Here is a 23,091-nt window from a genome sequence, read left to right on the forward strand (position 1 = left end):
AAGCCCGGAGGCGGAATGTCCATTGGTATCGCAGGGGAGTGCGAGGCGCATGGGCTACTCAAGCTGCAAAAGACGTTTGCGGCAGTTTCCATGGACCCGGTGAATGCTCGCGCAAACGAACTGCTCAAATACCTCGGCTCGGTCGGAGCGGACAATGCTGAACGCTATAATGCGGCTCTTTCATTTATCGAGAGCATGGAGCCGAAAAGTCAAGCAGAGGCGCTGCTGCTGGTCCAAATGTACGTTACGCATGACGCGGCAATTAGGGCACTCAGCCAGCTTGGATCGGCTGAGTGGGCTCCGACAGTGCAGACGTTCGGGAACCTCGCCACGAAATTGTTACGCACCTCGCAAGGGCAAATGGAAACGTTAGCTCGAATGCGGCGCGGTGGTGAGCAAGTGGTTCGCCATATCCATGTCGATAATCGCGGCGGTCAGGCTGTGATCGCTGAAAACGTCCATACCCGGGGCAATGAAAATGGAAAAAGTGACGATCAATCCCGTGCAACCGGAGCAACTGGCATCGGCACCACGCTGTTTGGCAAGGACCCGCTTGGGTTCGGCGTGCCAATCTCCAGCGGTGCGGGGGAGGAAACGTTGCCGAATGCACGGGGGTACCAATCCGGGCGCCCCTAAAGGGAATGGCAACGCCTATAAGCATGGTGGACGGTCAGCAAAGACGCTTGCAGCAGCCAAAAACCTTAAGGAGATTGCGAGGCTGCTTCGGTAATCTCGAAGTGGCCATAGCAGTATGGTCGAAGCCCCCAAAAAGATGGCAGAACCATCCGAAAAAGATAATCGCGGTTGATTAAATCGAAGATGTGTGTCATACAAATTCTGCCAGCGAAAGCAGTCCTAACGGCGTAAGGACGAGGCACTAGACAGACCACGCCAATCAATCCGCGTAGGTCTGTCATGCCACCTCAAAGAAAATACCCTGCAGTCACATTCCGGCTTAGCGCTGATCTTCTCTGCGACATAAGGAACAACGCGGGAAAGCAAGGCCTGTCGATGGGGGCATTCATTCGAGATACCATGGCAGATGGAATGCGCGCGATGCAACAAGCCGCCACAACCAGCAAAGATGTGGCTGCAGTTGAGGTGTTTCACCCGTCGCAGGCATGGGGAGTTAACCCGTAATGGCTCAGGATAATTCTTTCGCGCATCTGATCCCATCGCAGAACAGCCCGTGGGCTCCCTTCCGCGTCGAAAGCGAAAAAACCTCTACCCAAGGCAACCCATTTGCGCACTTGATTCCATCTCAAGAGGCTCCTTCTCCTGGCCCAATTTACGGCCCGGCTGCAACGACTATCCAGCAAAATGCAGACAAACGAGCGGATAGTGCTGAGGCGCGAGCTCGGCGCGACCAGCAATTGCAAGAGGACAAATTCAGGCGCGACCAACAAGAGTGGCAAGCCACGCACAATCCAGATGGCACGCCCAAAAAAGATGAATTTGGAAATGAAGCCCAGCAAAAAGCGTCTGGTTTCTACGGGCGAATGGAGCAGGCCGAGCGAGAATGGCTAGCCCTGCCCGATGATGCAAAATCGCCTCGTGGTTTGGTGCGTCAAGCCATGCATACCTCTGCGCCTGATCTTGAAAACACGTTTTTAAATAGCAACGAGCGGCAACGGGCAGACCAGGCAGTAGAGAACTTTATCGCAGCACAGCTACGCCTTGAATCTGGAGCCGCGATCAGTCCTGCCGAATTTGATAGGCAATACCATATTTTTTTCCCGATGCCGGGTGATGGTAAAGAAGTAATTGCCCAGAAAGCTCGCGCCCGCGCTCAGGCGATTGATGCAATGAAAATCGCGGCCGGGCCTTTGGCGGATAAGGCCCGTGCGACGTTGCAGCCTGTAGAGGGACAGCCGCGACAAGATCAGGGCGGCTTATTGAGCTCACCTTCTGCCTCTGGCGGCCCTTCAGGCGGATCTGGCCCCGGTGGCGGCATCAATACGCCTGACATGCGCGGCGGCCTTCCGGTGGGGACTGGCATCAAATTCGGCATGGATGGCAGCGACAATGGTCCCTTCAACCGCGAGGAATACCTTCAGAAGAATTTCGGCATCAATGCCGATCAGGAAGCGAAAGCCCTTGCCTTCCTGAATGCCAATCTGCGCAATCCCGGCCTCACTCCTGACGCCATCAAGGGATGGTATCAGCAGAATGGCATTCCTGCGCCCAGCCAAGCCGATCTGGATCGCATGGCACAGGACGCGCAAAAAGGCGTGCAGTTCCAGCCTATCGATACGAGTGAGGCCGAAAAGGCGCATCTCAACCAGCTTCAGATGAACCTCGACAAGCGAGGCTATAACCCGACCAGTGCAGGGTCTTACGCAAGCCGCGCATTGACCGGTGCCGAGCTTGGCCTGTCCGATGAAATTGAAGGAATTGGTGGCGCTGTCAAAAATGCGTTTTCCGATAAGGGGCTTGCTTCCGGGTACATTGAGGCCCGCGACACCGCAAGGCTTGCTCAGGAGCAGGCGCGGGAGAAACAGGGGCTGCTTGGATATGCCGCCGAATTTGGGGGCGGCCTTGTCCCCGGCTTGGCCACTGGTGGGACCGGATCAGCGCTTAAGACCGGTGCGGCCCTCGGTGGTATCGCAGGCTATGGCTATGGCCAAGGTTTGGGCGGTTCGGCGCTTGGCGCTGTCACTGGCGCAGGTCTTGGCGCTGCCCTCGGGGCCGGTGGGCAGAAGTTGACGGATATAGCCTTGGCTCGTCAGGCCTCCCGCGCCGCTGCGCCAGCCAGTGATGGGGCGCAGGTCATTCAGGCTGCGGATAATCTGAATGCAAAGCTTGGAACATCCATCAATCCCATGCCTGCCGATGTAGCAGGCCCCGGCATTCGAAACGTGACCGGAGGCGCGGCGAAATTCCCGCTTTCCGCCCAGCCCATCGTTAAGGGCGCGCAAAAGGTCACGCAAGAGGCCGAAAAGGCACGCGATGCGATTGCCTCTTTGGTTGGCAAGCCCACCGAATTGGAGACGGCAGGCGAAGCGGCCTTGACCGGTGCGCAAAAGTTCATCCAGAGCAGCCGCAGCAAAGTGAACGCGCTTTACGATAAGGCGCGCCAGCTTGGCGGGCAAGAGCCTGTCGACTTGGTCAATGCCCGCGCGGCGCTTGATCGCAATATCGCTGAACTGGAACAGACGCCGGGCGGCGCAGCGGGATTGTCTGAGCTCAAGGCCCTGCGCACTCAGCTCGATCAAGCCTATCCCGTTGAAGGCGTGAAAAACATGCGCACCCAACTGCGCGACAAGTTCATGCAAGATGGTCTGCGCGGTTCTGATCTGGAACGGCGCATCGGCACAGTGCTTGATGCGGCGGAAACTGACATTGTTGACAGCCTGAATGCCGCAGGGAAGGCTAAAGCCGCAACTGCCTATGCCGATGCCGCAGCGGCGCATAAGGAGCGCGTGCAACTGATCGATACGGTTCTCTCCCCTATTATCGGTGCTAAAGGATCTGCGCCGCGATCAGGCGAAGAGATTATGGCCGCACTCAATTCGGCCACACAGCGCAACAATGCGCGGCTTGGACGTTTCCTGAACGCCCTCCCGGCAGAGGATGCGGCAACCGTGCGGGCCACTGTGATCTCGCGGCTTGGCACAGCCTCTAAGGGGCAGCAGAACGCAGAAGGTACCGCATTCAGTTTGCCGCAATTCCTGACGCAATGGAATGCTATGACGCCGGGGGCTAAGCGCAGCCTGTTCAGCGCTGATGTTCGCTCTTCTTTGGATGATCTGGCAAAGGTCGCTCAGGGTACGAAAGAGGCGCAGAGGTTTGCCAATTTCCCCAATACAGGCTCTGCCATCGGCCTTGCTACAAGCGGCGCTGCCGCAACTGGCATCATCGCGCATCCGTTTCTCACGATCAGCGGCGCTCTTGCACAATATGGCGGCGGGCGGCTGCTTGCATCTCCAGCCTTTGCCCGCTGGTTGGCGCGAATGCCGCAGATTAAGCCTAGTGCCATGCCTAATTACATTCGCAAGCTATCAACCATTGGGGCAGCAGAAGGCGGCGCATTGGGCGATATTGAGGGACTACAAAATTATCTGATGTCGAATCTTAACGCTGGAAAGGTTGAAAAACCTGGTAGGTTACAAAAATGAGATAGAATAGCGCGCTCAAAGAGTTATGAAATATACCTCTATCCCAACGCCATAAGTGACGAGATAGGCTAGCCTTGCTAAGCCACAGAGGTGGAATTTGTGGAGGGCACGTCATGGGAATAACCGCTTTATTGTTGCTCGCCGGGGCTGCAACCAGCAAGCCAGATCCTTGGAGTCCATTTCGGCATCTCATCCCGAAGCCAGACCGGCGCCCTGCCACAATGATCATTTCAAATCATCAAATGATTAAGACCATATCCTATAAAACAATGGATCAGTGCGAGCGAGCGCGCGCATATGTGAAGGGCCCTGATGCAGGAGATCGTGCACCAAATGGGGCCGTTTATGGGCCGCCCGGGATAATCTATGCCTGCTTGCCGCGATGAGCCGAGCCTTCTCGAAACCGCCAGCGACAACCTTCAGGAGCAACTGGAGCGCTTCAAGAGCGAGGATTAGAGCCAGGTGATGCCCAATGCCGTAGAGGCTGGAGAAGATGTGGAGCAGGCACAAAAGGATTTGAAAGAGGCGACGGATGAATAAGCCGGCCGAGTTCGTGAGGCCGGGACGGGCAGGTACGGAAAAGAGTAACGCGCCGACTGGTGCCCAGAGCCCCAAACACCAGCCGACGCGCCCCCACCCCGAATTGGTAGCCATGAGCGGGGACGTTCGGCTTAGCAGGGCAATCCTGCCGGTGGGATGAAGCGTGGGGTCAGGCGGGGTTCAAACAGATTAGCAGGCCTTAAGCTGCGGTCGATCAATAGAGCATCACTGGAAGCATTAGCGTCAGATCGCCCGTCAGCCTAACTAACGATTCGCTTCGATAGGAGGAGGGTGATATTCAATGCCCTGCACGATCTCCCCGGGAGAACGCCAATGCATACCGATCCAACCCTATGGTCGCGTGTTCGGCAAAGCGTCCTTGCTGATGGTCAATCAATCCACAGGACAGCTCGCCGGGAGAAATTGAGCCGCAACACCGTCAGGAAAATGCTCCACCTTGATCGGCCGCCGCGATATATCCGGGCGCCCCGCTCAACATCGATCACCGGTTTTGAGGCAGCCATCGGCACAATCCTTGCTGAAGATGAGGAGCGACCCCAGCGGGAACGCCACAGCGCAGCTTCAATATTCAGGGAACTCCGTGATCACCATGGCTATCGTGGAGGCTACGGCAGTGTCCGCCGCTACTGTCGTAGCGTTCAGGTTACCCAACTGCCTGTTCTGGTGCGGCCAGCCGGTGCTGTGGGGCCCATAGAAAGCCTTGCCATCAATAAAGGGCCAAAGGCCTACAGACTCGAACCCGAAGCGCTAACGGGCTCGGTCGATATAATGCTCCGGCTGCATCGCGACCGCAGAGCGGAGCGTGCCGCCGAAGCATCGGATTGGATCAACAGGCTGCGCGGTGACCGGGCGGGCATGGCTTTCCATGGGGCGCCCGCCTTGGTGAAACCCTTGCTGGATGCCGTCCACTCCACCCAAAAGCGAAAACGGGATAAAGCCGTCACGGCGTTGGCGCACGAGCAGGGCTTTGCACTCCGGCGTATCAGCGCATGCCTTGGCACCAGCCGGAATACTTGTCGTGGCTATCTGCGCTCTTATCTGGCGGGCGGCGTGGAAGCGCTGCTGGCGCCGGTGACAAGAGCCCAGCGCAAAGCCGATGAAAAAGAGCTGAAGGCAGCAGTCTTCCGCACCCTGCACCAGCCACCGAAGGAGCACGGGATCAATCGTACGTCCTGGATCATGAGCGAATTGCAGGCGACGTTGGAGCAGCAAGGATTCCCGGTCGGGCGTTACGTCCTGGGCCAGATCATCCGAGACGCTGGCTGGAAATGGCGCAAGGCAAAGATCGTGCTCACCTCACAAGATCCGGCATATCGAGAACGGCTGGCCGCAGTTCAGACCATTTTGGCAAACCTGACACCCGACGAGGCGTTCTTCTCGATTGATGAGTTCGGGCCATTTGCGGTGAAGATGAAGGCTGGACGGACCCTCGGACCACCTGACACCCAAAAGACGGTGCCGCAGTGGCAGAAGTCCAAGGGCTGCATGATCATGACCGCCGCGCTCGAACTGAGCGGCAACCAGGTCACCCATTTTTACAGCGAGAGGAAAAACACGGCTGAAATGCTCCGCATGATGGATGTTCTGTTGGAACGCTATGCCGACCGACAGACCCTCTACCTCTCATGGGACGCGGCATCTTGGCACATTTCCAAGAAGCTCAAACAGCGGATTGAGGAGCATAACGCGCTGGCGGTGGCTACCAGCCTACCCCGCGTGGAAACGGCACCGCTACCGGCTGGGGCGCAATTCCTGAACGTCATTGAAGCGGTGTTCAGCGGCATGGCGCGGGCGATCATCCACAACAGCGACTATCCGTCGGTTGAGGCCGTGCGCAAAGCAATTGATCGGTATTTCGACGAACGAAACCAGTATTTCCGGGATAACCCTAAGCGCGCGGGCAATCGGATCTGGGGCAATGAACGAGCGCCAGCGGTCTTTACCGATAGCAACAATTGCAAGGAGCCGGGGTGGCGGTAATGAAGGCTATACCCTGAAGCTACGGTTGTGATGGAGGTGGTGGGGGAAAAGGGTAAATGGGGATTGCCCGCAACCGGCTGGCAGCCCTAAGAACAAAACATGCCGCTTCTGTATTATCCTTCGCCGGGCGAGATCGTTCTCTGTGATTATAAGACGGGCTTCATCGAGCCGGAAATGGTAAAAGCGCGCCCGGTCGTAGTGGTTTCACCGCGTTTGCGCCGGAGAAGCAATCTAGTTGCAGTTGTTCCTTTGAGCACCACTGAGCCGAATCCTACTGAACTGCATCATCACAAGATCGCTCTGGCAGTGCCGCTCCCTGCTCCTTTCGATGCGCCTATTATGTGGGCGAAGTGTGATATGGTAGCAACAGTGAGTCTTGCTCGTTTGGACCGCTTCAAGGATGGAAGAACCCCGGGTGGCGGCGGGCGTAGATATCGGACAGGCCGCCTAGCTGATGATGATCTCATCGAGGTTCGAAAGGGTATTTTGCATGGGCTGGGCCTCGGTTCATTGACCCTTCACCTTTGAGAGACTATATCCTTGGCTGTTCCCGCTCTGCTTCTGCATCGGGCTTGGAGACTGCATCTTAATCGGTGCAGCGGGCCTCGCGTCGGCGATAACAAGCTTGTGAGGTCGTCGATGTGTTCGGAAGGCCCTGTCGGAAACGGCGGGGCCTTCGCGATTCTAATCGCCTTGCCCTCAAGCTCATTGCGGCAATGGCGCCTGCCCCTTCCGGGAGGCTTTCATATCGTTCAGGCCGCGAGCACCAGACGCTCGACCTCAATCTCGTCCCATGCGCGCGGGCCTGAGCAAGCTCATAGGCCGCCTGCATCCGCAGCAGCGTGTCAGCCTTGACGCCAAAGCCCTTCTCGAAGCGGATCGTCATACCGTGCAGCTACGGTCGAATCATCGCCACTCCGCGAAATTGCTTCGCCTGATGCCTATCTGATGCCTGGAAACAAAATCGGCGACCCAAGCCCAACTCGGATCGCCACTAAGCATCTGAAAAAATTGGTGCACCCGGCGGGATTCGAACCCACGGCCCTCAGATTAGGAATCTGATGCTCTATCCTGCTGAGCTACGGATGCACGCGGGAGAGGCCATAATGGGGCCTGCGCGCTCTGGCAACCACCGCCGCGCACAAAAGCCTCAGTTAATCTCGTCAGGCGGGGCCACAGGGATCAGCAAGGGCATGATCTCAACCCCTTCCTCGACAAGGGCCTTCGCGTCCTGCAGACTGGCCTGACCATGGATGGGGGCGGGTTCCTTGTCGCCGTAATGCATGGCGCGCGCGTCCTCGACGAAATTCCTGCCGACCCAGCGCGAGGATTTGATCGCCTCGGCCTGCGCCTGGGCGATGGCGGCAAAGGCGGCCTGCAATTTCTCGCGCGCCTCAGGCGGAAGGACGGGCGGCGGCGGGCTGGCCGCAGGCGCCGGTACGGGAACAGCCGCGCCCTGCTGATTGCCCTTGCGGTTCAGACGCGGGGCCATCGGGGCCTTGATCACATCATGGCTGTCGCATTGCGGACAAGTCACGAGGCCGCGCTGCTGCTGGCCCGAAAAATCCTCCGAGGAGGCGAACCAGCCCTCAAAACGATGCCCGTGGTTACGGCAAATAAGATCGAACACAATCATCGAAAGTCACGTCGCGGAAATAGGCCGCCGGTTGGCGAGGCTGGGCAATTGGGCGCGGATTTCGGCAAGGCGCTGCGGCTCGATCTCGGCAAAGCCAAGCCCCGCGGCCTCGCCCCCCAGATCGAGCAGGACATCGCCCCACGGATCAACCGCCAGCGAATGGCCGTAGGTGGCGCGGCCGTCCTGATGCTGGCCCACCTGCGCGGCGGAGAGGACATAGGCACTGGCCTCGATGGCGCGGGCCCGCTGCATGATATGCCAATGGGCCGCGCCCGTGGGCACGGTAAAGGCGGCCGGAATCGCGATCAGATCACAGCGCGCCCGACCCAAAGCCTCGAACAGCGCGGGGAAGCGCAGGTCATAACAGATCGCCAGCCCCAGCCGCCCAGCGGGCGTGTCCACCGTCACCACGCGGTCGCCCGGACGATAGGCCCGGCTCTCGCGCCAGCTTTCGCCCGTGGCAAGGTCCACGTCGAACATATGGATCTTGTCGTAATGGGCGGCAATGCCCCCCTTGGCGTCGATCACAAAGGTGCGGTTGGCCGCGCGTTCTTCGCCCTCCACCCGCACGGCCAGCGAGCCCAGCACGATCCAGATGCCCTCCTGCGCGGCAACCTCACGCGCGGCGGCCAGCACCGGGTTTTCCTCGGGCGCAACGATATGCGGCGCGGCGCGCGCGCGGTCGCGGTCGATCAAACCGCACATTTCCGGCGTGAACAGCATCGTCGCCCCGCCCGCCCTGGCCGCGCGCGCGGCATCGGCAATTGCGGCGGCATTGGCGGCGGGATCGATCCCGCTCGTCATCTGAAGCAGGGCGACGCGGGCCATATTACAGGCCCAGCAGCGGGTCGAGCTTGCCCGCCGCGTCCAGCGCGTGGATATCGTCGCTGCCGCCCAGCGCCTGATCGTTTACGAAGACCTGCGGCACGGTGCGCGCGCCCGGATTGCGCTCGGCCATCTCGCGGCGCTTGGCGGTGTCCATCGTCACGTCGATCTCGGTATAGGCCACCTTCTTGCTGTCCAGCAGCGCCTTGGCGCGCACGCAATAGGGGCAGCCCCATTGGGTATAGATCTCGACCTTGGGAGTGGTCATCGGGCTAGTCCTTCTTTGTCGTGTATCGGGGTCTTGAAATAGGTGGCGGCTAACATATCTCAAGATGCGTGTCATGCGCCGCACCGGGCATGACCACAAATGCAAAGCGCCGACAAGGGCTTTGACGAAACCGAAAATTGCTCATTTTGAACGAGGATTTTTGTTATGACCCGTTTTGATTTCACTCCCTATCGCCGCAACACCGTTGGCTTCGACCGTTTGTTCGACCTGCTGGAAAACGCCAATCGTGCGGGGGCGAGCGACAATTATCCCCCCTTCAACATCGAGCGCAAGGGCGAGGATTCCTATCGCATCACGCTGGCCGTCGCCGGGTTCAAGCCCGCCGATATCGAAATCGTCGCGCAGCAGAACCTGCTGGTCATTCAGGGCCGCAAGCATGACGAGCAAAGCGCCGCGCAGAGCGAATTCCTCCACCTCGGCATTGCCCAGCGCGGGTTTGAACGCCGCTTTGAACTGGCCGATTTCGTCCGGGTCGAGGCGGCCAATCTTGAAGACGGCCTGCTGGTCATCGACCTGATCCGCGAAGTGCCCGAGGCGATGAAGCCCAAGAAGATCGCCATCGGCACCGCAGGCCCCGCCTCGCTGACCGTGGTGGAAGGCAAGAACGCGGCCTGATTTCCCTGAACTTCCCAAGAAGCCTTCCGCGTGCCCCCCTTGCGCGGAAGGCTTTTTTGCGGAAGACTTTTTTATGTCTCCCGCGCGTTGCGGCTCAATTGCCCGATCTGCAGCGCGATGGCGACCAGCTCGGCCTCGCGCCGCACGCCGCATTTCTGAAAAATCGAGCGCATCTGGGCGGTCACGGTCTGGACGCTGGTGCAGCGCGCTGCGGCAATCGCCTGCCTGCTTTGCCCCATGGCCACCATCGCGGTCACATCCCCCTCGGCCCGCGTCAGCCCCAGCGCCTGCGCCAGAACCGCGCCATCGAGCATATCACTGCGCAGCGGCGAGCGGAAAGTGATGATCGCGGCCGGGGCAAAGCCGAAACTCCATGGCCGCAAGGGCAAGGGATTAACCTCGACCAGCAACGGCGGCGAGGCATGGGGCACCCACAGGTCCGGAAAAGGGACCGGCTGCGAGGCGATGGCCGCCCCCACGGCGCGCTGGAGCATAGCGTCAAAACCGCCGTGCGCGGCCTGTAATTGCCCGCCCGCGATCAAGAGCAATCCGCCCGACAGCACATCCTCGGCCGGGCGCGTCCAGGCGCAGACCCGCCCCGCCCCGTCCACCAGCATCGCAGCCGTGCGCATCATGTCGAGCGAGCCGCGCAGCAGCTCTGTCCCCTGATGGTCGATGGCATTTTGCAACCGCACCCCGGCCAGCACATGGGGCAGGCAATCGGCAAAAATCGCGCGCTGCTCGGGCGTAGAGAGTCCGTCGGCATTGCCATGCAGCATTGCCAACCCGATCATCAAGCCCTCGCCCCGCATCAGCACCGACTGGCAGCCGAATTCACCCTCCAGATCGCGCGCATGGCTCAGATAGACTTCGTTGGTGCCCGATTTCTGCCGATAGGCATCATAATCGACCTCGAAAGTAACCTCCATGGGCGCGGCCATCGCGCCGATGCGGTAATTCACCTCGGGCCGATAGGCCTCGATATCGACAAACACCTGACCATAATCGAGCGGCGCATCGGTCATCCAGTTGAAGCGCGCATGCCGGTCATTCATCGCGATCAGATGACCGCGCGAGGACCCCGTGGCACTGGCCAGAGCGCGCAGCGCGTGATCCCAGCCATCCTCGGAAAAAGGTGCGGCAAGAAACGCCTCGGCCAGAGTTTGCCCCAGAATCTCTGTTCCCCCTTCAAGAAGGCGTTGAGACTAATCGCCCGCCGCCTGCCTTGCAATGGGTTACACAGACGCTAACCTTGAGCGCCCTTCGTCGCGGTTGACGCGACGCGCCGCCGCGCCCATGGCCGCCGGCATGAACGCGGCGCCCTCCCCCACCTCGCATTATTTCACCAGCCAGAACCTGCGCCTGCACTATCTGGACTGGGGCAACCCGCAAGCGCCGGTGCTGATCCTTCAGCATGGCGGGTTCGATCATGCGCGCTCGATGGACTGGATCGCGCGCGAACTGGCGGCGGACTGGCATGTCATCGCGCCGGACCTGCGCGGCCATGGCGACAGCGACTGGTCGGTTGATGCGGCCTATAACATGGCGGCCTATATCCTTGATTTCGTCAATCTGATCGAGGCCATCGGAGCGGACCGGGTTACGATCTGCGCTCATTCTCTGGGCGCGATGATCACCACGCGCTATGCCGGGCTCTATCCAGAACGGGTGGCCAAATTCATCAACATCGAAGGGCTGAGCGTGCCCACCGCGGCCGACCCGCTGCTGGCCATCACGCCCTTTGCGGCGCGGATGCGCGAATGGGTGGCCCAGCATCGCGCCGCGCCCGGCCGCCGCCCGCGCTCGTATATCAGCGAGGAGCAGGCCTGCGCCCGGATGCGCGAAAAGAACGGCCATCTCAATGAGGAGCAGGTCCATCACCTGACCCATCACGCGCTGCGCGTGCAGGAAGACGGCACCTATCGCTGGAAATTCGATCCCCGGCTCAACATCTTCCCGCTGGTCGATTTTCAGCAGGAAGAGATCGAGAGCCTGTGGCAGGCCGTGGCCTGTCCGGTCCTGTTCATTCAGGGCAGCGAGAGCTTCATGCCCAACCCGGCGCAGGATGGCCGGATCGGGCATTTCCGCGATGCGTGCCTGATCGAATATGACCGGGCCAGCCATTGGCCGCACCACGACCGTTTCGACGCCTTCATGCCCGACCTGCGGGCCTTTCTGGCGCAGGACTGAGGCTCAGCCGCGCAGTTCGGCGATTTCGGCCCGCAATTCGGCAATGGTGACCAAAGGCCCGCGGATATATTGGTCCAGCGTGGGCAGATCGCCCACATCCACCCCATGCGCGGCAGCATAATGGGCGATCAGATCGTCGGATTCGCGCATGTACACGCCGGGCGCGATCTGGACCGTGGGGAAACTGGGCTTGGCGAAATGCGGGGCCAGCTCCGCACGGATCGCGGCCTCGCGGTCATCGCCGGGCACGAATTCGCGGAAATCAAAATGGTCCCGCAGGCCCGATTCCAGCAGGAACAGGCGGAACTTCAAACACCACGGACAGCGATCCTTAAGATAGGCGATCGGGCGGAAATCGGCTTGGCTCATGATGCTTGTCCTGCTTGGATTATGGGTGGCGGTTTGACGGTCATGGGCCCATGATTGTCAAGCCTGATAAATGCAATCGACCATTCCTCCGGCAGTTCCATAAGTCGATGCAACACGGTTTTTGAAAGCGCTTGCAGAATAAGGGTGGCGCGCCTATCGTGCGAAAAGAACAGGAAATGGCGAGGGAGAGCCATGTGACGAAGGGCCATCTGACCCGGCAAAAGCATTCGGCCATTGAACTGGTGACATTGTCCTATCTGCTTTCCTATCTGCCCTATGTCATCCTTACCCGCTATCTGGCCACCAACGGCATGGACGGCCATGGCCATCCGCTGACCGGGCTGCATATCCTGCCGGTGATGCTGATCAGCGCGGCGGTCTCGACCTATGGCTTCATCTGGATTTCGGGCTGGGGCCGGCTGATGCACCGGGTGCGCGTGGGCGGCCTCTCGCTGCCGGGGGCCACGCGGGCCACGTTCTGGTCGGGGCTTTGCACGGTCTTTGTGCTGACCACGGTGCCTCTGTCCTATACGTTCCGCGATGTTTCGATCCCTTTCATGCAATTGCTGATGCGGGGCGACATTCTGATCATCGCGCCGCTGGTCGATCTCCTGCTGGGGCGGCGGGTGCATTGGTGGTCGTGGGGCGCGCTGGTGCTGGTGGCGCTGGCGCTGTTTCATACGCTGAGCGCGCGCGGAGGGCTGGCGCTGCCGGTTTTGGCGCTTCTCACGCTGCTGATCTATACGGCGGGCTATTTCGGCCGCCTCTGGGTGATGACGCGCGTGGCCAAGGATGATGATCCGATCCGCCTGCGCCGCTTTTTCAGTGAGGAAAAGCTGGTGGCCTTTCCCATCGCCATCCTCTCGCTGGCCGCCATCGCATGGACGGACCGGGCGCCCGGCGGCGCGGGCGAACAATTGCTCTGGGGCTTTACGCAGGCGTGGCGCAGCGAACATCTGCCCGCGATGATCGTGACCGGACTGATGGTCTGCGCGACCGGCGTGTTTTCCGGCCTCATCCTGCTCGACGGGCGGGAAAACAGCTTTTGCGTGCCATTGGAGCGTTCGGCCAGCATTCTGGCGGGCGTGGGCGGCACGGTGATCCTTGCCCAATTCTATGGCGGGAAATGGCCCAGCGAGGCGGAATTTGTCGGGGCCGCGCTGCTGCTGATCGCGGTGCTGCTGCTTTCGGTGGGGCCCCGTCTGCGTCGCCGCTAAATCAACGGAGTTTGTCATGACGGTCCTGTTTCGGGCAACGGGCGATATCGGCCCCAACCGCCCCAACCCGGCGCAATGTTTCGCGCCCTCCGCCCCGCTGCTGCAAGAGGCCGACATCACCTTTGGCCAATTGGAATGCGTGATTTCCGAAAGGGGCTTTCGCCTGCCCCAGGTGCGTCACACCCATCGCGCCATCCCCGCCGCCGCGCAGGCGATTGCCGAGGCGGGCTATGATGTGATCTCCTTTGCGGGCAATCACTGCATGGACTGGGGGCCGGAAGGGCTGAATGACACGCTGGCTCATCTGGGCGCGGCGGGGCTGGACGTGGTGGGCGTGGGGCAGAATATTGGGCAGGCGCGCCGTCCCGTCATCCGCGAGGTGAACGGGGTGCGGGTAGCTTTCCTTGCCGCCTGCTCGATCCTGCCGCCCGGCTTCTGGGCTGATGAACGCCGCGCCGGATGCGTGCCGATGCGCGCCCACACGCTGTATGAACAGATCGAGATCGACCAGCCCGGCACCCCTGCCCGCATCCACACCTATGCCCATGCCGATGATCTGGCCGCTTTTCTGGCCGATGTGCGCAGCGTGCGGGCGCAGGCCGATGTGGTGGTGGCTTCCCTGCATTGGGGCATCCATTTCGTGCCCGCCACGATTGCCGACTATCAGTTCGAGGTGGGCCGCGCCGTGATCGACGCCGGGGCCGATATCATCCTTGGCCACCATGCCCATATCCTGAAAGGCGTGGACATCTATCGCGGGCGTCCGATCTTCTACAGTCTGGGCAATTTCGCCATCGACCTGCCGATGACGCGCGAACATGCGCAATCCAAGGGCTTTAGGGAAATCCAGAAACTAGCCCCCGAATGGGAGCCCAATTTCGAGAGCATGTATAATTTCCCGCCCGACAGCCGCATGACCCTGATCGTGGAATGCGACCTGACGCGCGAGGGTATTGCCCGCACCGCCTTTCGCCCCGCCTTCATCAATGATGATGCGCAGGCCGAGCCCCTGCCCGCCACCGATCCGCGCTTTGCAAAGGTGCTGGCCTATATGCGCTGGTGCAATGAAGAGGCCGGGCTGAGCGCCAAATATGAGGCGCGGGGCGACACAATAGTGCTGGGCTGAACAACCTGCGCCGAACCTGTCACGCCGTTCATACAAGCTCTGCTTCTATCCATATTCCAAATAGCGATTTACGCAGAAAGACGGCAAAAACCGGGCCTAACACCCAAAAGATGCGGCAAAAATGTCACCTTGTACGTCTTTTTCCGCTTGGCGGCGATTCCTTGACAGCTTGCCATGTTTTGTTGGTTGTCCAGCGGGACAATCGGGGTCTAGGGGAGATACCGGTTGTCGACCGCCCCCCGGCCGGCAATCGATAAACATAAATTCTTCGCCAAGTGAATGAGGACATTCCTATGACCCACTTCCGCCAAGCCCTTCTGGCTGGCGTCGGCTCCGCATTGGCGGTGGCCGTCAGCACCCCCGCATGGGCCGCAGACCAGAACACCGACACCACCATCGTCGTGACCGGCACCCGCGCCCAGAACCGCACCAAGCTCGACACCGTCGCCCCCGTCGATGTGCTCTCGCTTGACACGCTTTCGCGTCAGGGCTCGACCGAACTGGGTGCTTCGCTGGCTGCTGTTGCGCCCTCGATCGATTTCCCGCGTCCGGCCGGCACCGACGGCACCGACTCGATCCGCCCCGCCACGCTGCGCGGCCTCTCGCCCGACCAGACGCTGGTGCTGATCAATGGCGTGCGCGGCCACACTTCGGCGCTGCTCAACGTCAACGGCTCGGTGGGTCGCGGTTCGGCGGCGGTCGACCTCAACACCATCCCCACCCTCGCCCTTTCGCAGGTCGAAGTGTTGCGAGACGGCGCCTCGGCGCAATATGGCTCGGACGCCATCGCGGGCGTGATCAACCTGCGCCTGCGCGAAGCCAGCCATGGCGGCGGCGCGACGGCTTCCTATGGCCAGTATGAAACGCAGTTCAACGGCGCGCGCTCCTCGCGTCATATCTCGGACGGCGGCACGCTGACGCTGGGCGCATGGCAGGGCTTCAAGCTGGGCAACAACGGCGGCTTCCTGACCGTTACCGGCGAATATCTGGATCGCGGCCTGACGGGCCGTTCGGACCTCGACACGCGCACGACCACCGCCAACCCGGCATCTCCGGCTGTGGTGCGTTCGCGCATCGGCGATCCCAAGGTTCTGCAGGGCACGGGCTATGTCAACGCCGCGCTGCCGATCGGCGACACCAACTGGACCGCGTTTGCCTTTGGCGGCTATCAGTTCCGCGACAGCACCAGCTCGGCCTTTGCGCGCGAGCCGGGCAACGTCAATAACGTTTTGGCGATCTATCCCAACGGCTTCCTTCCCCAGATCAAGGTCCTGTCGAAGGACCTGACCGTGACGGCGGGCGTGCGCGGCCAGATGGGCGACTGGAACGCGACGATCAAGGCTTCCTACGGCCGCAACCGTCTCGACTATCGCACGCAGGGTTCGCTCAACTCCACCTATGGCGCGGCTTCGCAGACCAGCTTCTATGACGGCGCGATGATCTATGATCAGGCGCTGGGCGGCATGGATCTGGCCAAGCTCTACAAGCTGGGCGGCACGGATCTGAACGTGGCCTGGGGCGTCGAAGTGCGCCGCGAAGGCTATCGCATCATCGCGGGCGAACCGACCTCGTATAACCGAGCGGTGGGCGCTTCGAACAGCCTGACCAGCGGCGCGCAGGGCTTCATCGGCTTCCAGGCGGGCAATGCTCTCAAGACCAGCCGCATCAGCAACGCGATCTACCTCGATCTCGAAGCCAAGCTGCCCAGCATCTTCACCTTTGGTGCAGCCGTTCGCGGCGAGCACTATTCCGACTTTGGCGACATTGCCACCGGCAAGCTTTCGGCCCGCGCCGATCTGGCCGACTGGTTCGCGCTGCGCGGCACGGTTTCGACCGGCTTCCGCGCCCCTTCGCTGCAGCAGCAGTATTTCACCTCGACCGCTTCGGTCCTGACCACGCTGCCCGGCCAGACCGTGCCGAGCATCGTGGAAACCGGCACCTTCCCCTCGACCAGCAACATCGCTCGTTCGCTGGGCGGTCAGGCGCTGCGTCCTGAAAAGTCGACCAACTTCTCGGCCGGCGCGGTGTTCCGCAAGGGCGGCTTCGACCTGACCATCGACGGTTATGTCATCAAGATCCGCGACCAGCTTGGCCTGTCGGAGAACATCCCCCTGTCGACGGCCGATCAGGCCATCTATGCCGTGACGGCCGCCCGCTTCTTCATCAATGGGCTGCATACCACGACCAAGGGTGTGGACATCGTAGGCCATTACAAGCTGCGCACCGCATCGGTGGGTATCTTTGACCTGACGGCGGCGGCCAACATCAACAAGATCACCGTTGACAGCTATCCCACCTCGTCGCTCTCGACGCTGTTTGCGCGCCAGCGCATCCTGACGATCACCGAGGGCACGCCGGGCGAAAAGCTGGTCGGTTCGGTCGACTGGTCGTTGGACAAGCTGGGCGCGACGGCCCGTGCGTCCTACTATGGCAATGTGATCCAGCCGTCCTCGACAGCCGCCGGTGACCTGAGCACCGGCCGCAAGACGATCATCGATCTGGAAGCGCGCTACAAGGTTCTGCCCATGGCGAGCCTGTCGATCGGTGCAAACAATCTGTTCGACATCTATCCGACCAAGACGCCCCTCAGCCTGCTGGCCACCAATGGCGGCGTGGCGTTCCCCTACTATGCGCCGTGGGGCTTCAACGGCCGCTATCTCTATGCCAAGCTGAGCCTGAACTGGTAATCAGCCCAAAAGAAAGCGCCCCGTCCATTCGGCGGGGCGCTTTTTTGTGTCTGCACCATGCGATTAAAAAACGGGCCCGGCATCGCTGCCAGACCCGTCAGACAGGCTAAATTGTAAAGCGCTCAGCCCTGATAAGACCTTTCGCGCAGCGGCCTTTCGCTGGGTTCCACCTCCAGAACCACCTCGCGATAGCCCCGGTCGCCCATTTCGACCGCCAGTACCCAGGCCGAAAAGCCCGAACCGCCGCCATAGACCGCCTCGCGCACCCAGCAGTCGTGGCTGATATAGCCAATGACGCGGCCATAACGTTCAACCGCGGCAATGGCCGAGGGATCATGCGGATTGTCCGGTTCCAGCTGCAGCGTGATCGGCATGCCCTCGGTCAGGCTGTTGACCGCCTCGCGGTGCTGATCCTCGCCCACCAGTCCGATCATATAGGCATTGGGATTGCCGATGCTGGGCACCATGCCCAGATTGGGCTTGTCGCCGGGCAGCACTTCTTCTTCGTCATCATCGTCAAAGATCGAGCCGCGCAGGAAATCCTCCGAAATCGTCGCGGGCGCGGGGGCAAAGGCGGGCGCAGGCGCGAAGACAGGCGGCGGCGCTTCGGCAGCGATCACCGGCGCGCGCGCAGGCTCGACCGGCGGTGAAACCGCCGAAGGGGGCGTTTCCTGCAAGGTCGCCTGATCCGGGTCCATGGGCAGGTTTTGCACCTTGCGAACCATGTTGCCGAAAAACCGCTTCAAGAAACTGAACATGCTGATCCCTTTGCCTTCTTACGATGGGGCCGCAGCGATCAGGCGCCGCCGCAGCCTCCATCGCCGCAATCCCATTCAGACGCGCGAGTAGGACCATAAGGCCCACCAAGGCAAGGCAAACTATGCACTAACACGGCATGGGCGCCGCGATGGCGCCCGGCGCGAAGGGCGACAGCAGGCAGCCTTTACAGCCTGTAACCGACCAGGAGAAAATCGCCGGAGGCACTTTGCCATCACCCCGCACAACTTTGCCTTAACCACGCGATAACCAAGACGTTCTATCAACATAACTGTCAATGGTCGCATGGTAGGGAAATGGGCGCGCTTAGTATAGACACTGCCACCCCGGTTTTGGGCAAATCGATGTTCGACATTGCCTTTGAAGTCGCGGCGATCGGCATGGCGCTGGTCGATGTGCAAGGGCGCCTGCTGGCGGTAAACAGCGCCTTTGCCCGGATGCTGGGTTATGATCCGGGCGAAATCACCAATATGGATTTCCGCGCCATCACTCACCCGGAGGATATTGACGCCGACGAAGCCCAGTTCCACCGCGTCATCGCCGGAGAAATCGACACATACAGCATGGAAAAGCGCTATTTCCGCAAGGATCGCAGCATCGCCCACGGCGTGTTGAGCGTGGCGACCGTGCGCGATGCAGATGGCAAGGCGCAGCTTTTCGTCTCGCAGATCGTCGATATCAGCGAGCGGAAAATAGCCGAACACGCGCTGGCCCAGGCCAATGCCAAGCTCTCGCTGGCGATGGGAATGATGGATTGCGGCATTTGGCAATATGACATCGCCACGCGCCGTTTTACCCCATCGCAGCAGTTTATCCGGCTGGTTGGCGGCCATCAGGCGACGGCGCAGACCTATCTCGAACATGCATGTCTTGTCGACGCCTCGGACCGCCGCGCGGCCAGCCTGCGCCCCCTGCTCTCGGGCGCCGTGGATCGCAGCGTCACCGAATATCGCATCCGCATCCATGACGGCTCTGTCCGCTGGTTCCGTTGCCACCGGCAAATGCTGCTGGACGACCATGGTCGTCCTGAACAGGTGATCGGCAGCGTGATCGACATTACCGACGAGCGCGCGCAGGTCGTGCATCTGGAAAAGAAAGCCTCGACCGATGCGCTGACCGGATTGCTGAACCGGCGGGGCATGAAGCGCTATGTCAAAACCATTGCGACCACGGATCTGAGCACGGTCGGGATCATCATGCTCGATCTGGACCATTTCAAACAGGCCAATGACGCCTATGGCCATGCTGCGGGCGACGCCATTCTGGTCGAGGCCGCCGGGCGGCTGCGCCAATTGGTGCGCAATGAGGATGCGGTGGTGCGCCTTGGGGGCGATGAATTTGCGGTCATCCTGCGCAACACCGATGGCGCCGATGCGCGCCGCGCGGTGGACCGGGTGCTGCGCGCCATGATGGAAACCTATGGCTATCGCGGCCAGATCATCCGCATCGGCGCCAGCGCCGGTCTGGCCATCGGTTCAGAGCGCGACCGCAGCGTGGGCGACATTATCACCCGCGCCGATGCCGCGCTCTATCTGGCCAAACAGCAGGGCCGCAACACATGGCGGTGGGCGGCCTAGGCCCGGTCCGGCGTCATGCTGACCACCGTGACCTGACCCGGCTCGATGGGATCATCATCGCCCGGCGCACGCGGCGTGATCAGGCGCGCCAGACGCGGGCGCAGCCGCATTTCCAGCGTATCGATCAATTCATAGACCACCGGCACCATCACCAGCGAGAGCATGGTCGAGCTGATCAGCCCCCCGATCACCGCAATCGCCATGGGCTGGCGAAAGGTCGAGCCCTCGCCAATGCCCAGCGCCGTGGGCAACATGCCCGCCGCCATGGCCACCGTGGTCATCACGATGGGGCGCGCACGCTCGCGGCAGGCGTTCATGATCGCCTCGCGCTGAGGTTGCCCCGCGCGCTCGTCCTCGATGGCGAATTCGACCAGCAGGATCGAGTTCTTCGCCGCCAGACCGAGCAGCATCAGCATCCCGATCAGCACCGGCAGCGTGATGGCAATGCCGGTGACTTTGAGCGCCACAAAGGCACCCAGCATGGTCAGCGGCAGGGCCGAAAGGATCGTGATCGGCTTGAAGAAGCTGTGGAACAGCATCACCAGCACGAAATAGATCATCAAAATGCCCGAGGCCATGGCCCCCACGATCCCGCCGAACAGGTCGGCCATGGCCTCGCTGTCGCCGGTCTTGGCCTCATGCACGCCAGCCGGCAGATGCTTCATCGCGTCCAGCTTCGACACTTCATTCAGCGCTTGCCCGATGGTGGTGCCGTTCAGGTCCGCCTGAACCGAGACGCGGCGTTCGCGGTCATAGCGCTGAATCTGGCCCGGCCCGGAAGCGATCGACAGGTCCGCCACAGTGCGGAGCGGCGTCATCTTGCCGTTGAGCGTGGGCACCTGAAGATTGCCGATCTGGTCCAGATCGACGCGCGCATCATGGGGCAGACGCACCCGGATCGACAGGCGTTGCTGGAGCGTCGAGAATTTGGCGACATTGGCGTCGATATCGCCAATGGTCGCAATCCGGGCCACCTGCGCAATCGCCTGAGACGAAACATTGAGCCGCGCCGCCGCATCGGGCAGAGGGCGGATAATCAGTTCAGGCGCCGATGGCGGCGGCGCAGGGCGCGGGTCGAGCGTGGTCTTCATCCCCCGCATCTCGCGCAGCAACGCGGCCTGCGCGCGGGCCAGCGCATCACCATCGCGGCCTGCCAGCACCACCTCGACGCCCGCCGCGCCAAAACCGCCCTGATTGTTGAGCCGAACTTCGGGGATCTGGCGCAACAGGCCGGTGATCGAACGCTGGAACTGGTCCGTCGTCTTCGAGCGGTCGCGCTTGAGCACCACGGTCAGTGTGCCGGTCTGAAGATCCGATCCGCTGCCACCGCCGCCCGGTCCGCTGGTGGTGGTCGAACCGACCTGGGCAAAGACGCGCTCGACATCGGGCATCTTGCGCAGCCGCGCGGTCACATCGCGCACGGCATTGTCCATCGTGTCATGGGTGGCGCCCGCCGTGCCCTGCATCGAGAGATAGAAATAGCCCGGATCGCCGGTCGGCTGAAAACCGATGGGGATCGTGGCCGCGATCGCCAGCGCGCCGACAAACACGCCGATGCCGATGCCCACCGTCGATTTGGGATTGGCCAGCGCCCAGTCCAAAACCTTGGGATAGGCGCCGCGCAACCGGTGCGGCGGCTCGCTATGCGTCGAAGGCTTGAGGAAATAGGCCGCCATCAAGGGGGTGACGAAACGCGCCACCAGCAGCGAGAAGAACACCGCCACCGCCACGGTCAGCCCGAATTCGCGGAAGAACTGGCCCGATTGGCCGCCCATGAAAGAGACAGGCGCAAAGACCACGATGATCGTTGCCGTGGTCGCCACCACCGCAAGACCAATCGCATCGGCCCCGATCAGCGAGGCGCGATAGGGCGAGGCCCCGCCCTCGATGCGCTTCTGGATATTCTCGATTTCCACGATGGCATCGTCGACCAGAATGCCGATCACCAAAGTCAGACCCAGCAGCGTAATGATATTCAGGCTGAAACCAAACAGGATCATCGCGCCAAAAGTGGGCACCAGTGAGAGCGGCATGGCCAGCGCGGCAATCACCGTCGCACGCCAGTCGCGCAGGAACAGGAACACCACCAGCGCGGCCAGCAACATGCCCTCGATCAGCACATGGACCGTCGCCTGATAGGAGGCGCGCGTATCAGCCACGGTCGAAACGACCTTGGTGATGGCAATGCCTTTGTTTTCCGCGCTCAGCTTGGCAATCGCGCGGTCCACGCCGTCCTCGACCGAAACGTCGCTGGCGGCGGTGGTCTTGCTCACCTGAAAGGCGATGGCCGGGTGGCCGTTAAGGCGAGCAAAACCGCGCTCTTCGGCATGGCTGTCGGTGATCGTGGCCAGATCGCCAAGGCGGACATATTGCGTCGCGCTGATCGGGATATTCAGCTCGCGCAGCATATCGACCGTGGCCGAGGAGCCCAGCACACGGATCGTCTGTTCGCGCCCGCCCGCCTCGGCGCGGCCGCCACTGTCGTCGCGATGGAATTGCGCCAGCGCGGTGTTGATTGACGAGGCCGTGACCCCATGCGCGATCATCCGGTCAACGTCGAGATTGACATTGATTTCGCGCGCCACGCCGCCGATGCGTTTCACCTGCGCCACGCCGCGCTGGGCCTGCAGCGCGCGGGCGACGGTGTCATCGACAAACCATGACAGATCGACCGCGCTCATCCCCGGCGCGCTGACCGCATAGGTCAGGATCGGGGCCGAGGACATATCGACGCGCTGCACGCTGGGCGCATCAATGCCCTGGGGCAGAACGGGGCGGGTGCGCTCGACAGCGGTGCGGACATCCTCGACCGCCTTTTGCATGTCGGTGCCGATTTCAAACTCGGCGCTGGTGGAGGACGATCCCAGCCGCACGCTCGATGTCGTATGGCGCAGGCCTGCGATACCGGTCAGCGCGTCCTCGATGGGGCGCGTGATCTGCTGCTCCATCTCGCTGGGCGCGGCGCCGCTTTGCGTAACGGTGACCGAAACGACCGGAAATTCGACATTGGGAAAGCGCTTGACCGGCAGCATCATATAGGACGCAATGCCCGCCAGCGTCAGCGCGATCATGATGACGGCGACGGGAATGGGGTGGCGGATCGCCCATGCGGAAATCTTCATGG

17 protein-coding genes and 1 tRNA gene are annotated in these 23,091 nt (G+C 61.5%); 10 read left to right on the plus strand and 8 right to left on the minus strand.

Annotation, left to right across the window (positions count from 1 at the left end; all coding sequences use genetic code 11):
• The 4 genes from FHW92_RS12415 to FHW92_RS12430 all read left to right on the plus strand — a co-directional run.
• The coding region (locus tag FHW92_RS12415) for a hypothetical protein (protein WP_210428485.1) at positions 1–636 on the plus strand (636 nt) is incomplete at its 5' end.
• A 503-nt stretch (positions 637–1,139) separates the two neighbouring features.
• Positions 1,140–4,118, plus strand: a complete 2,979-nt coding sequence (locus FHW92_RS12420; protein ID WP_168603609.1) for a hypothetical protein — start codon at positions 1,140–1,142, stop codon at positions 4,116–4,118.
• Positions 4,119–5,081: 963 nt separating this feature from the next.
• Positions 5,082–6,659: an IS630 family transposase gene (locus FHW92_RS12425; RefSeq protein WP_210428486.1), complete on the plus strand. Its 1,578-nt coding sequence runs from the start codon at positions 5,082–5,084 to the stop codon at positions 6,657–6,659.
• Between the two features lie 99 nt (positions 6,660–6,758).
• The gene (locus tag FHW92_RS12430) at positions 6,759–7,187 is read left to right on the plus strand and encodes a type II toxin-antitoxin system PemK/MazF family toxin (RefSeq protein WP_168603610.1); all 429 of its coding nucleotides are present in this window, start codon (positions 6,759–6,761) and stop codon (positions 7,185–7,187) included.
• A gap of 484 nt (positions 7,188–7,671) precedes the next feature.
• Here the strand turns inward: FHW92_RS12430 and FHW92_RS12440 are convergent.
• From FHW92_RS12440 to grxC, 4 genes are all read right to left on the minus strand, one after another.
• Positions 7,672–7,748: transfer RNA gene (locus FHW92_RS12440), tRNA-Arg, on the minus strand.
• A 61-nt stretch (positions 7,749–7,809) separates the two neighbouring features.
• Entirely contained in the window at positions 7,810–8,295 is a 486-nt protein-coding gene (locus FHW92_RS12445) for a DUF1178 family protein (RefSeq protein ID WP_168603611.1), read from the minus strand.
• Between the two features lie 6 nt (positions 8,296–8,301).
• Positions 8,302–9,123: a carbon-nitrogen hydrolase family protein gene (locus FHW92_RS12450; RefSeq protein WP_168603612.1), complete on the minus strand. Its 822-nt coding sequence runs from the start codon at positions 9,121–9,123 to the stop codon at positions 8,302–8,304.
• Between the two features lies 1 nt (position 9,124).
• Positions 9,125–9,388 (minus strand): glutaredoxin 3, encoded by a 264-nt coding sequence (gene grxC, locus FHW92_RS12455; RefSeq protein WP_168603613.1) that lies wholly within the window; start codon positions 9,386–9,388, stop codon positions 9,125–9,127.
• Between the two features lie 165 nt (positions 9,389–9,553).
• Between grxC and FHW92_RS12460 the strand changes: the two genes are divergently transcribed.
• Positions 9,554–10,024, plus strand: a complete 471-nt coding sequence (locus tag FHW92_RS12460; RefSeq protein WP_168603614.1) for an Hsp20 family protein — start codon at positions 9,554–9,556, stop codon at positions 10,022–10,024.
• Positions 10,025–10,095: 71 nt separating this feature from the next.
• On the opposite strand, the gene FHW92_RS12465 is transcribed toward FHW92_RS12460, so the two are convergent.
• Positions 10,096–11,079: a helix-turn-helix transcriptional regulator gene (locus tag FHW92_RS12465; protein ID WP_168603615.1), complete on the minus strand. Its 984-nt coding sequence runs from the start codon at positions 11,077–11,079 to the stop codon at positions 10,096–10,098.
• Positions 11,080–11,332: 253 nt separating this feature from the next.
• Between FHW92_RS12465 and FHW92_RS12470 the strand changes: the two genes are divergently transcribed.
• Positions 11,333–12,214 (plus strand): alpha/beta hydrolase, encoded by an 882-nt coding sequence (locus FHW92_RS12470; protein WP_168603616.1) that lies wholly within the window; start codon positions 11,333–11,335, stop codon positions 12,212–12,214.
• Between the two features lie 3 nt (positions 12,215–12,217).
• On the opposite strand, the gene FHW92_RS12475 is transcribed toward FHW92_RS12470, so the two are convergent.
• Positions 12,218–12,583, minus strand: coding sequence for a glutathione S-transferase N-terminal domain-containing protein (locus FHW92_RS12475; protein ID WP_168603617.1), 366 nt, complete (start codon positions 12,581–12,583; stop codon positions 12,218–12,220).
• A 194-nt stretch (positions 12,584–12,777) separates the two neighbouring features.
• Between FHW92_RS12475 and FHW92_RS12480 the strand changes: the two genes are divergently transcribed.
• The 3 genes from FHW92_RS12480 to FHW92_RS12490 all read left to right on the plus strand — a co-directional run bounded on the left by FHW92_RS12480 (position 12,778) and on the right by FHW92_RS12490 (position 17,613).
• Positions 12,778–13,800: a hypothetical protein gene (locus FHW92_RS12480; protein WP_168603618.1), complete on the plus strand. Its 1,023-nt coding sequence runs from the start codon at positions 12,778–12,780 to the stop codon at positions 13,798–13,800.
• A gap of 16 nt (positions 13,801–13,816) precedes the next feature.
• Positions 13,817–14,926 carry a CapA family protein gene (locus FHW92_RS12485; protein ID WP_168603619.1) on the plus strand — a complete coding sequence of 370 codons (1,110 nt, stop codon included), beginning with the start codon at positions 13,817–13,819 and terminating at the stop codon, positions 14,924–14,926.
• Between the two features lie 293 nt (positions 14,927–15,219).
• Positions 15,220–17,613 carry a TonB-dependent receptor gene (locus FHW92_RS12490; RefSeq protein WP_168603620.1) on the plus strand — a complete coding sequence of 798 codons (2,394 nt, stop codon included), beginning with the start codon at positions 15,220–15,222 and terminating at the stop codon, positions 17,611–17,613.
• A 122-nt stretch (positions 17,614–17,735) separates the two neighbouring features.
• Here FHW92_RS12490 and FHW92_RS25535 read toward each other — a convergent pair whose 3' ends face one another.
• The gene (locus FHW92_RS25535) at positions 17,736–18,371 is read right to left on the minus strand and encodes an HIRAN domain-containing protein (RefSeq protein WP_210428487.1); all 636 of its coding nucleotides are present in this window, start codon (positions 18,369–18,371) and stop codon (positions 17,736–17,738) included.
• Between the two features lie 363 nt (positions 18,372–18,734).
• Here FHW92_RS25535 and FHW92_RS12500 point away from each other — a divergent pair, with 363 nt between their 5' ends.
• On the plus strand, positions 18,735–19,967 hold the full coding sequence (locus tag FHW92_RS12500) for a diguanylate cyclase (protein WP_168603621.1): 1,233 nt from the start codon (positions 18,735–18,737) through the stop codon (positions 19,965–19,967).
• Here the strand turns inward: FHW92_RS12500 and FHW92_RS12505 are convergent.
• Positions 19,964–23,089, minus strand: a complete 3,126-nt coding sequence (locus tag FHW92_RS12505; protein ID WP_168603622.1) for an efflux RND transporter permease subunit — start codon at positions 23,087–23,089, stop codon at positions 19,964–19,966. The two genes, FHW92_RS12500 and FHW92_RS12505, sit on opposite strands and share 4 nt — an antisense overlap.
• Between the last annotated feature and the right edge of the window lie 2 nt (positions 23,090–23,091).

Source organism: Novosphingobium sp. SG707 (assembly GCF_012275515.1).
Taxonomy (GTDB): Bacteria; Pseudomonadota; Alphaproteobacteria; order Sphingomonadales; family Sphingomonadaceae; genus Novosphingobium.

What these genes read in the sequence shown, in the direction of transcription:
- FHW92_RS12420 (WP_168603609.1), top strand. Translation starts at nt 1,140, where the DNA reads ATGGCTCAGGATAATTCTTTCGCGCATCTGATCCCATCGCAGAACAGC.
- FHW92_RS12430 (WP_168603610.1), top strand. Translation starts at nt 6,759, where the DNA reads ATGCCGCTTCTGTATTATCCTTCGCCGGGCGAGATCGTTCTCTGTGAT.
- FHW92_RS12445 (WP_168603611.1), bottom strand. Translation starts at nt 8,295, where the DNA reads ATGATTGTGTTCGATCTTATTTGCCGTAACCACGGGCATCGTTTTGAG.
- FHW92_RS12450 (WP_168603612.1), bottom strand. Translation starts at nt 9,123, where the DNA reads ATGGCCCGCGTCGCCCTGCTTCAGATGACGAGCGGGATCGATCCCGCC.
- grxC (WP_168603613.1), bottom strand. Translation starts at nt 9,388, where the DNA reads ATGACCACTCCCAAGGTCGAGATCTATACCCAATGGGGCTGCCCCTAT.
- FHW92_RS12460 (WP_168603614.1), top strand. Translation starts at nt 9,554, where the DNA reads ATGACCCGTTTTGATTTCACTCCCTATCGCCGCAACACCGTTGGCTTC.
- FHW92_RS12465 (WP_168603615.1), bottom strand. Translation starts at nt 11,079, where the DNA reads ATGAATGACCGGCATGCGCGCTTCAACTGGATGACCGATGCGCCGCTC.
- FHW92_RS12470 (WP_168603616.1), top strand. Translation starts at nt 11,333, where the DNA reads ATGAACGCGGCGCCCTCCCCCACCTCGCATTATTTCACCAGCCAGAAC.
- FHW92_RS12475 (WP_168603617.1), bottom strand. Translation starts at nt 12,583, where the DNA reads ATGAGCCAAGCCGATTTCCGCCCGATCGCCTATCTTAAGGATCGCTGT.
- FHW92_RS12485 (WP_168603619.1), top strand. Translation starts at nt 13,817, where the DNA reads ATGACGGTCCTGTTTCGGGCAACGGGCGATATCGGCCCCAACCGCCCC.
- FHW92_RS12490 (WP_168603620.1), top strand. Translation starts at nt 15,220, where the DNA reads ATGACCCACTTCCGCCAAGCCCTTCTGGCTGGCGTCGGCTCCGCATTG.
- FHW92_RS25535 (WP_210428487.1), bottom strand. Translation starts at nt 18,371, where the DNA reads ATGTTCAGTTTCTTGAAGCGGTTTTTCGGCAACATGGTTCGCAAGGTG.
- FHW92_RS12500 (WP_168603621.1), top strand. Translation starts at nt 18,735, where the DNA reads ATGTTCGACATTGCCTTTGAAGTCGCGGCGATCGGCATGGCGCTGGTC.
- FHW92_RS12505 (WP_168603622.1), bottom strand. Translation starts at nt 23,089, where the DNA reads ATGAAGATTTCCGCATGGGCGATCCGCCACCCCATTCCCGTCGCCGTC.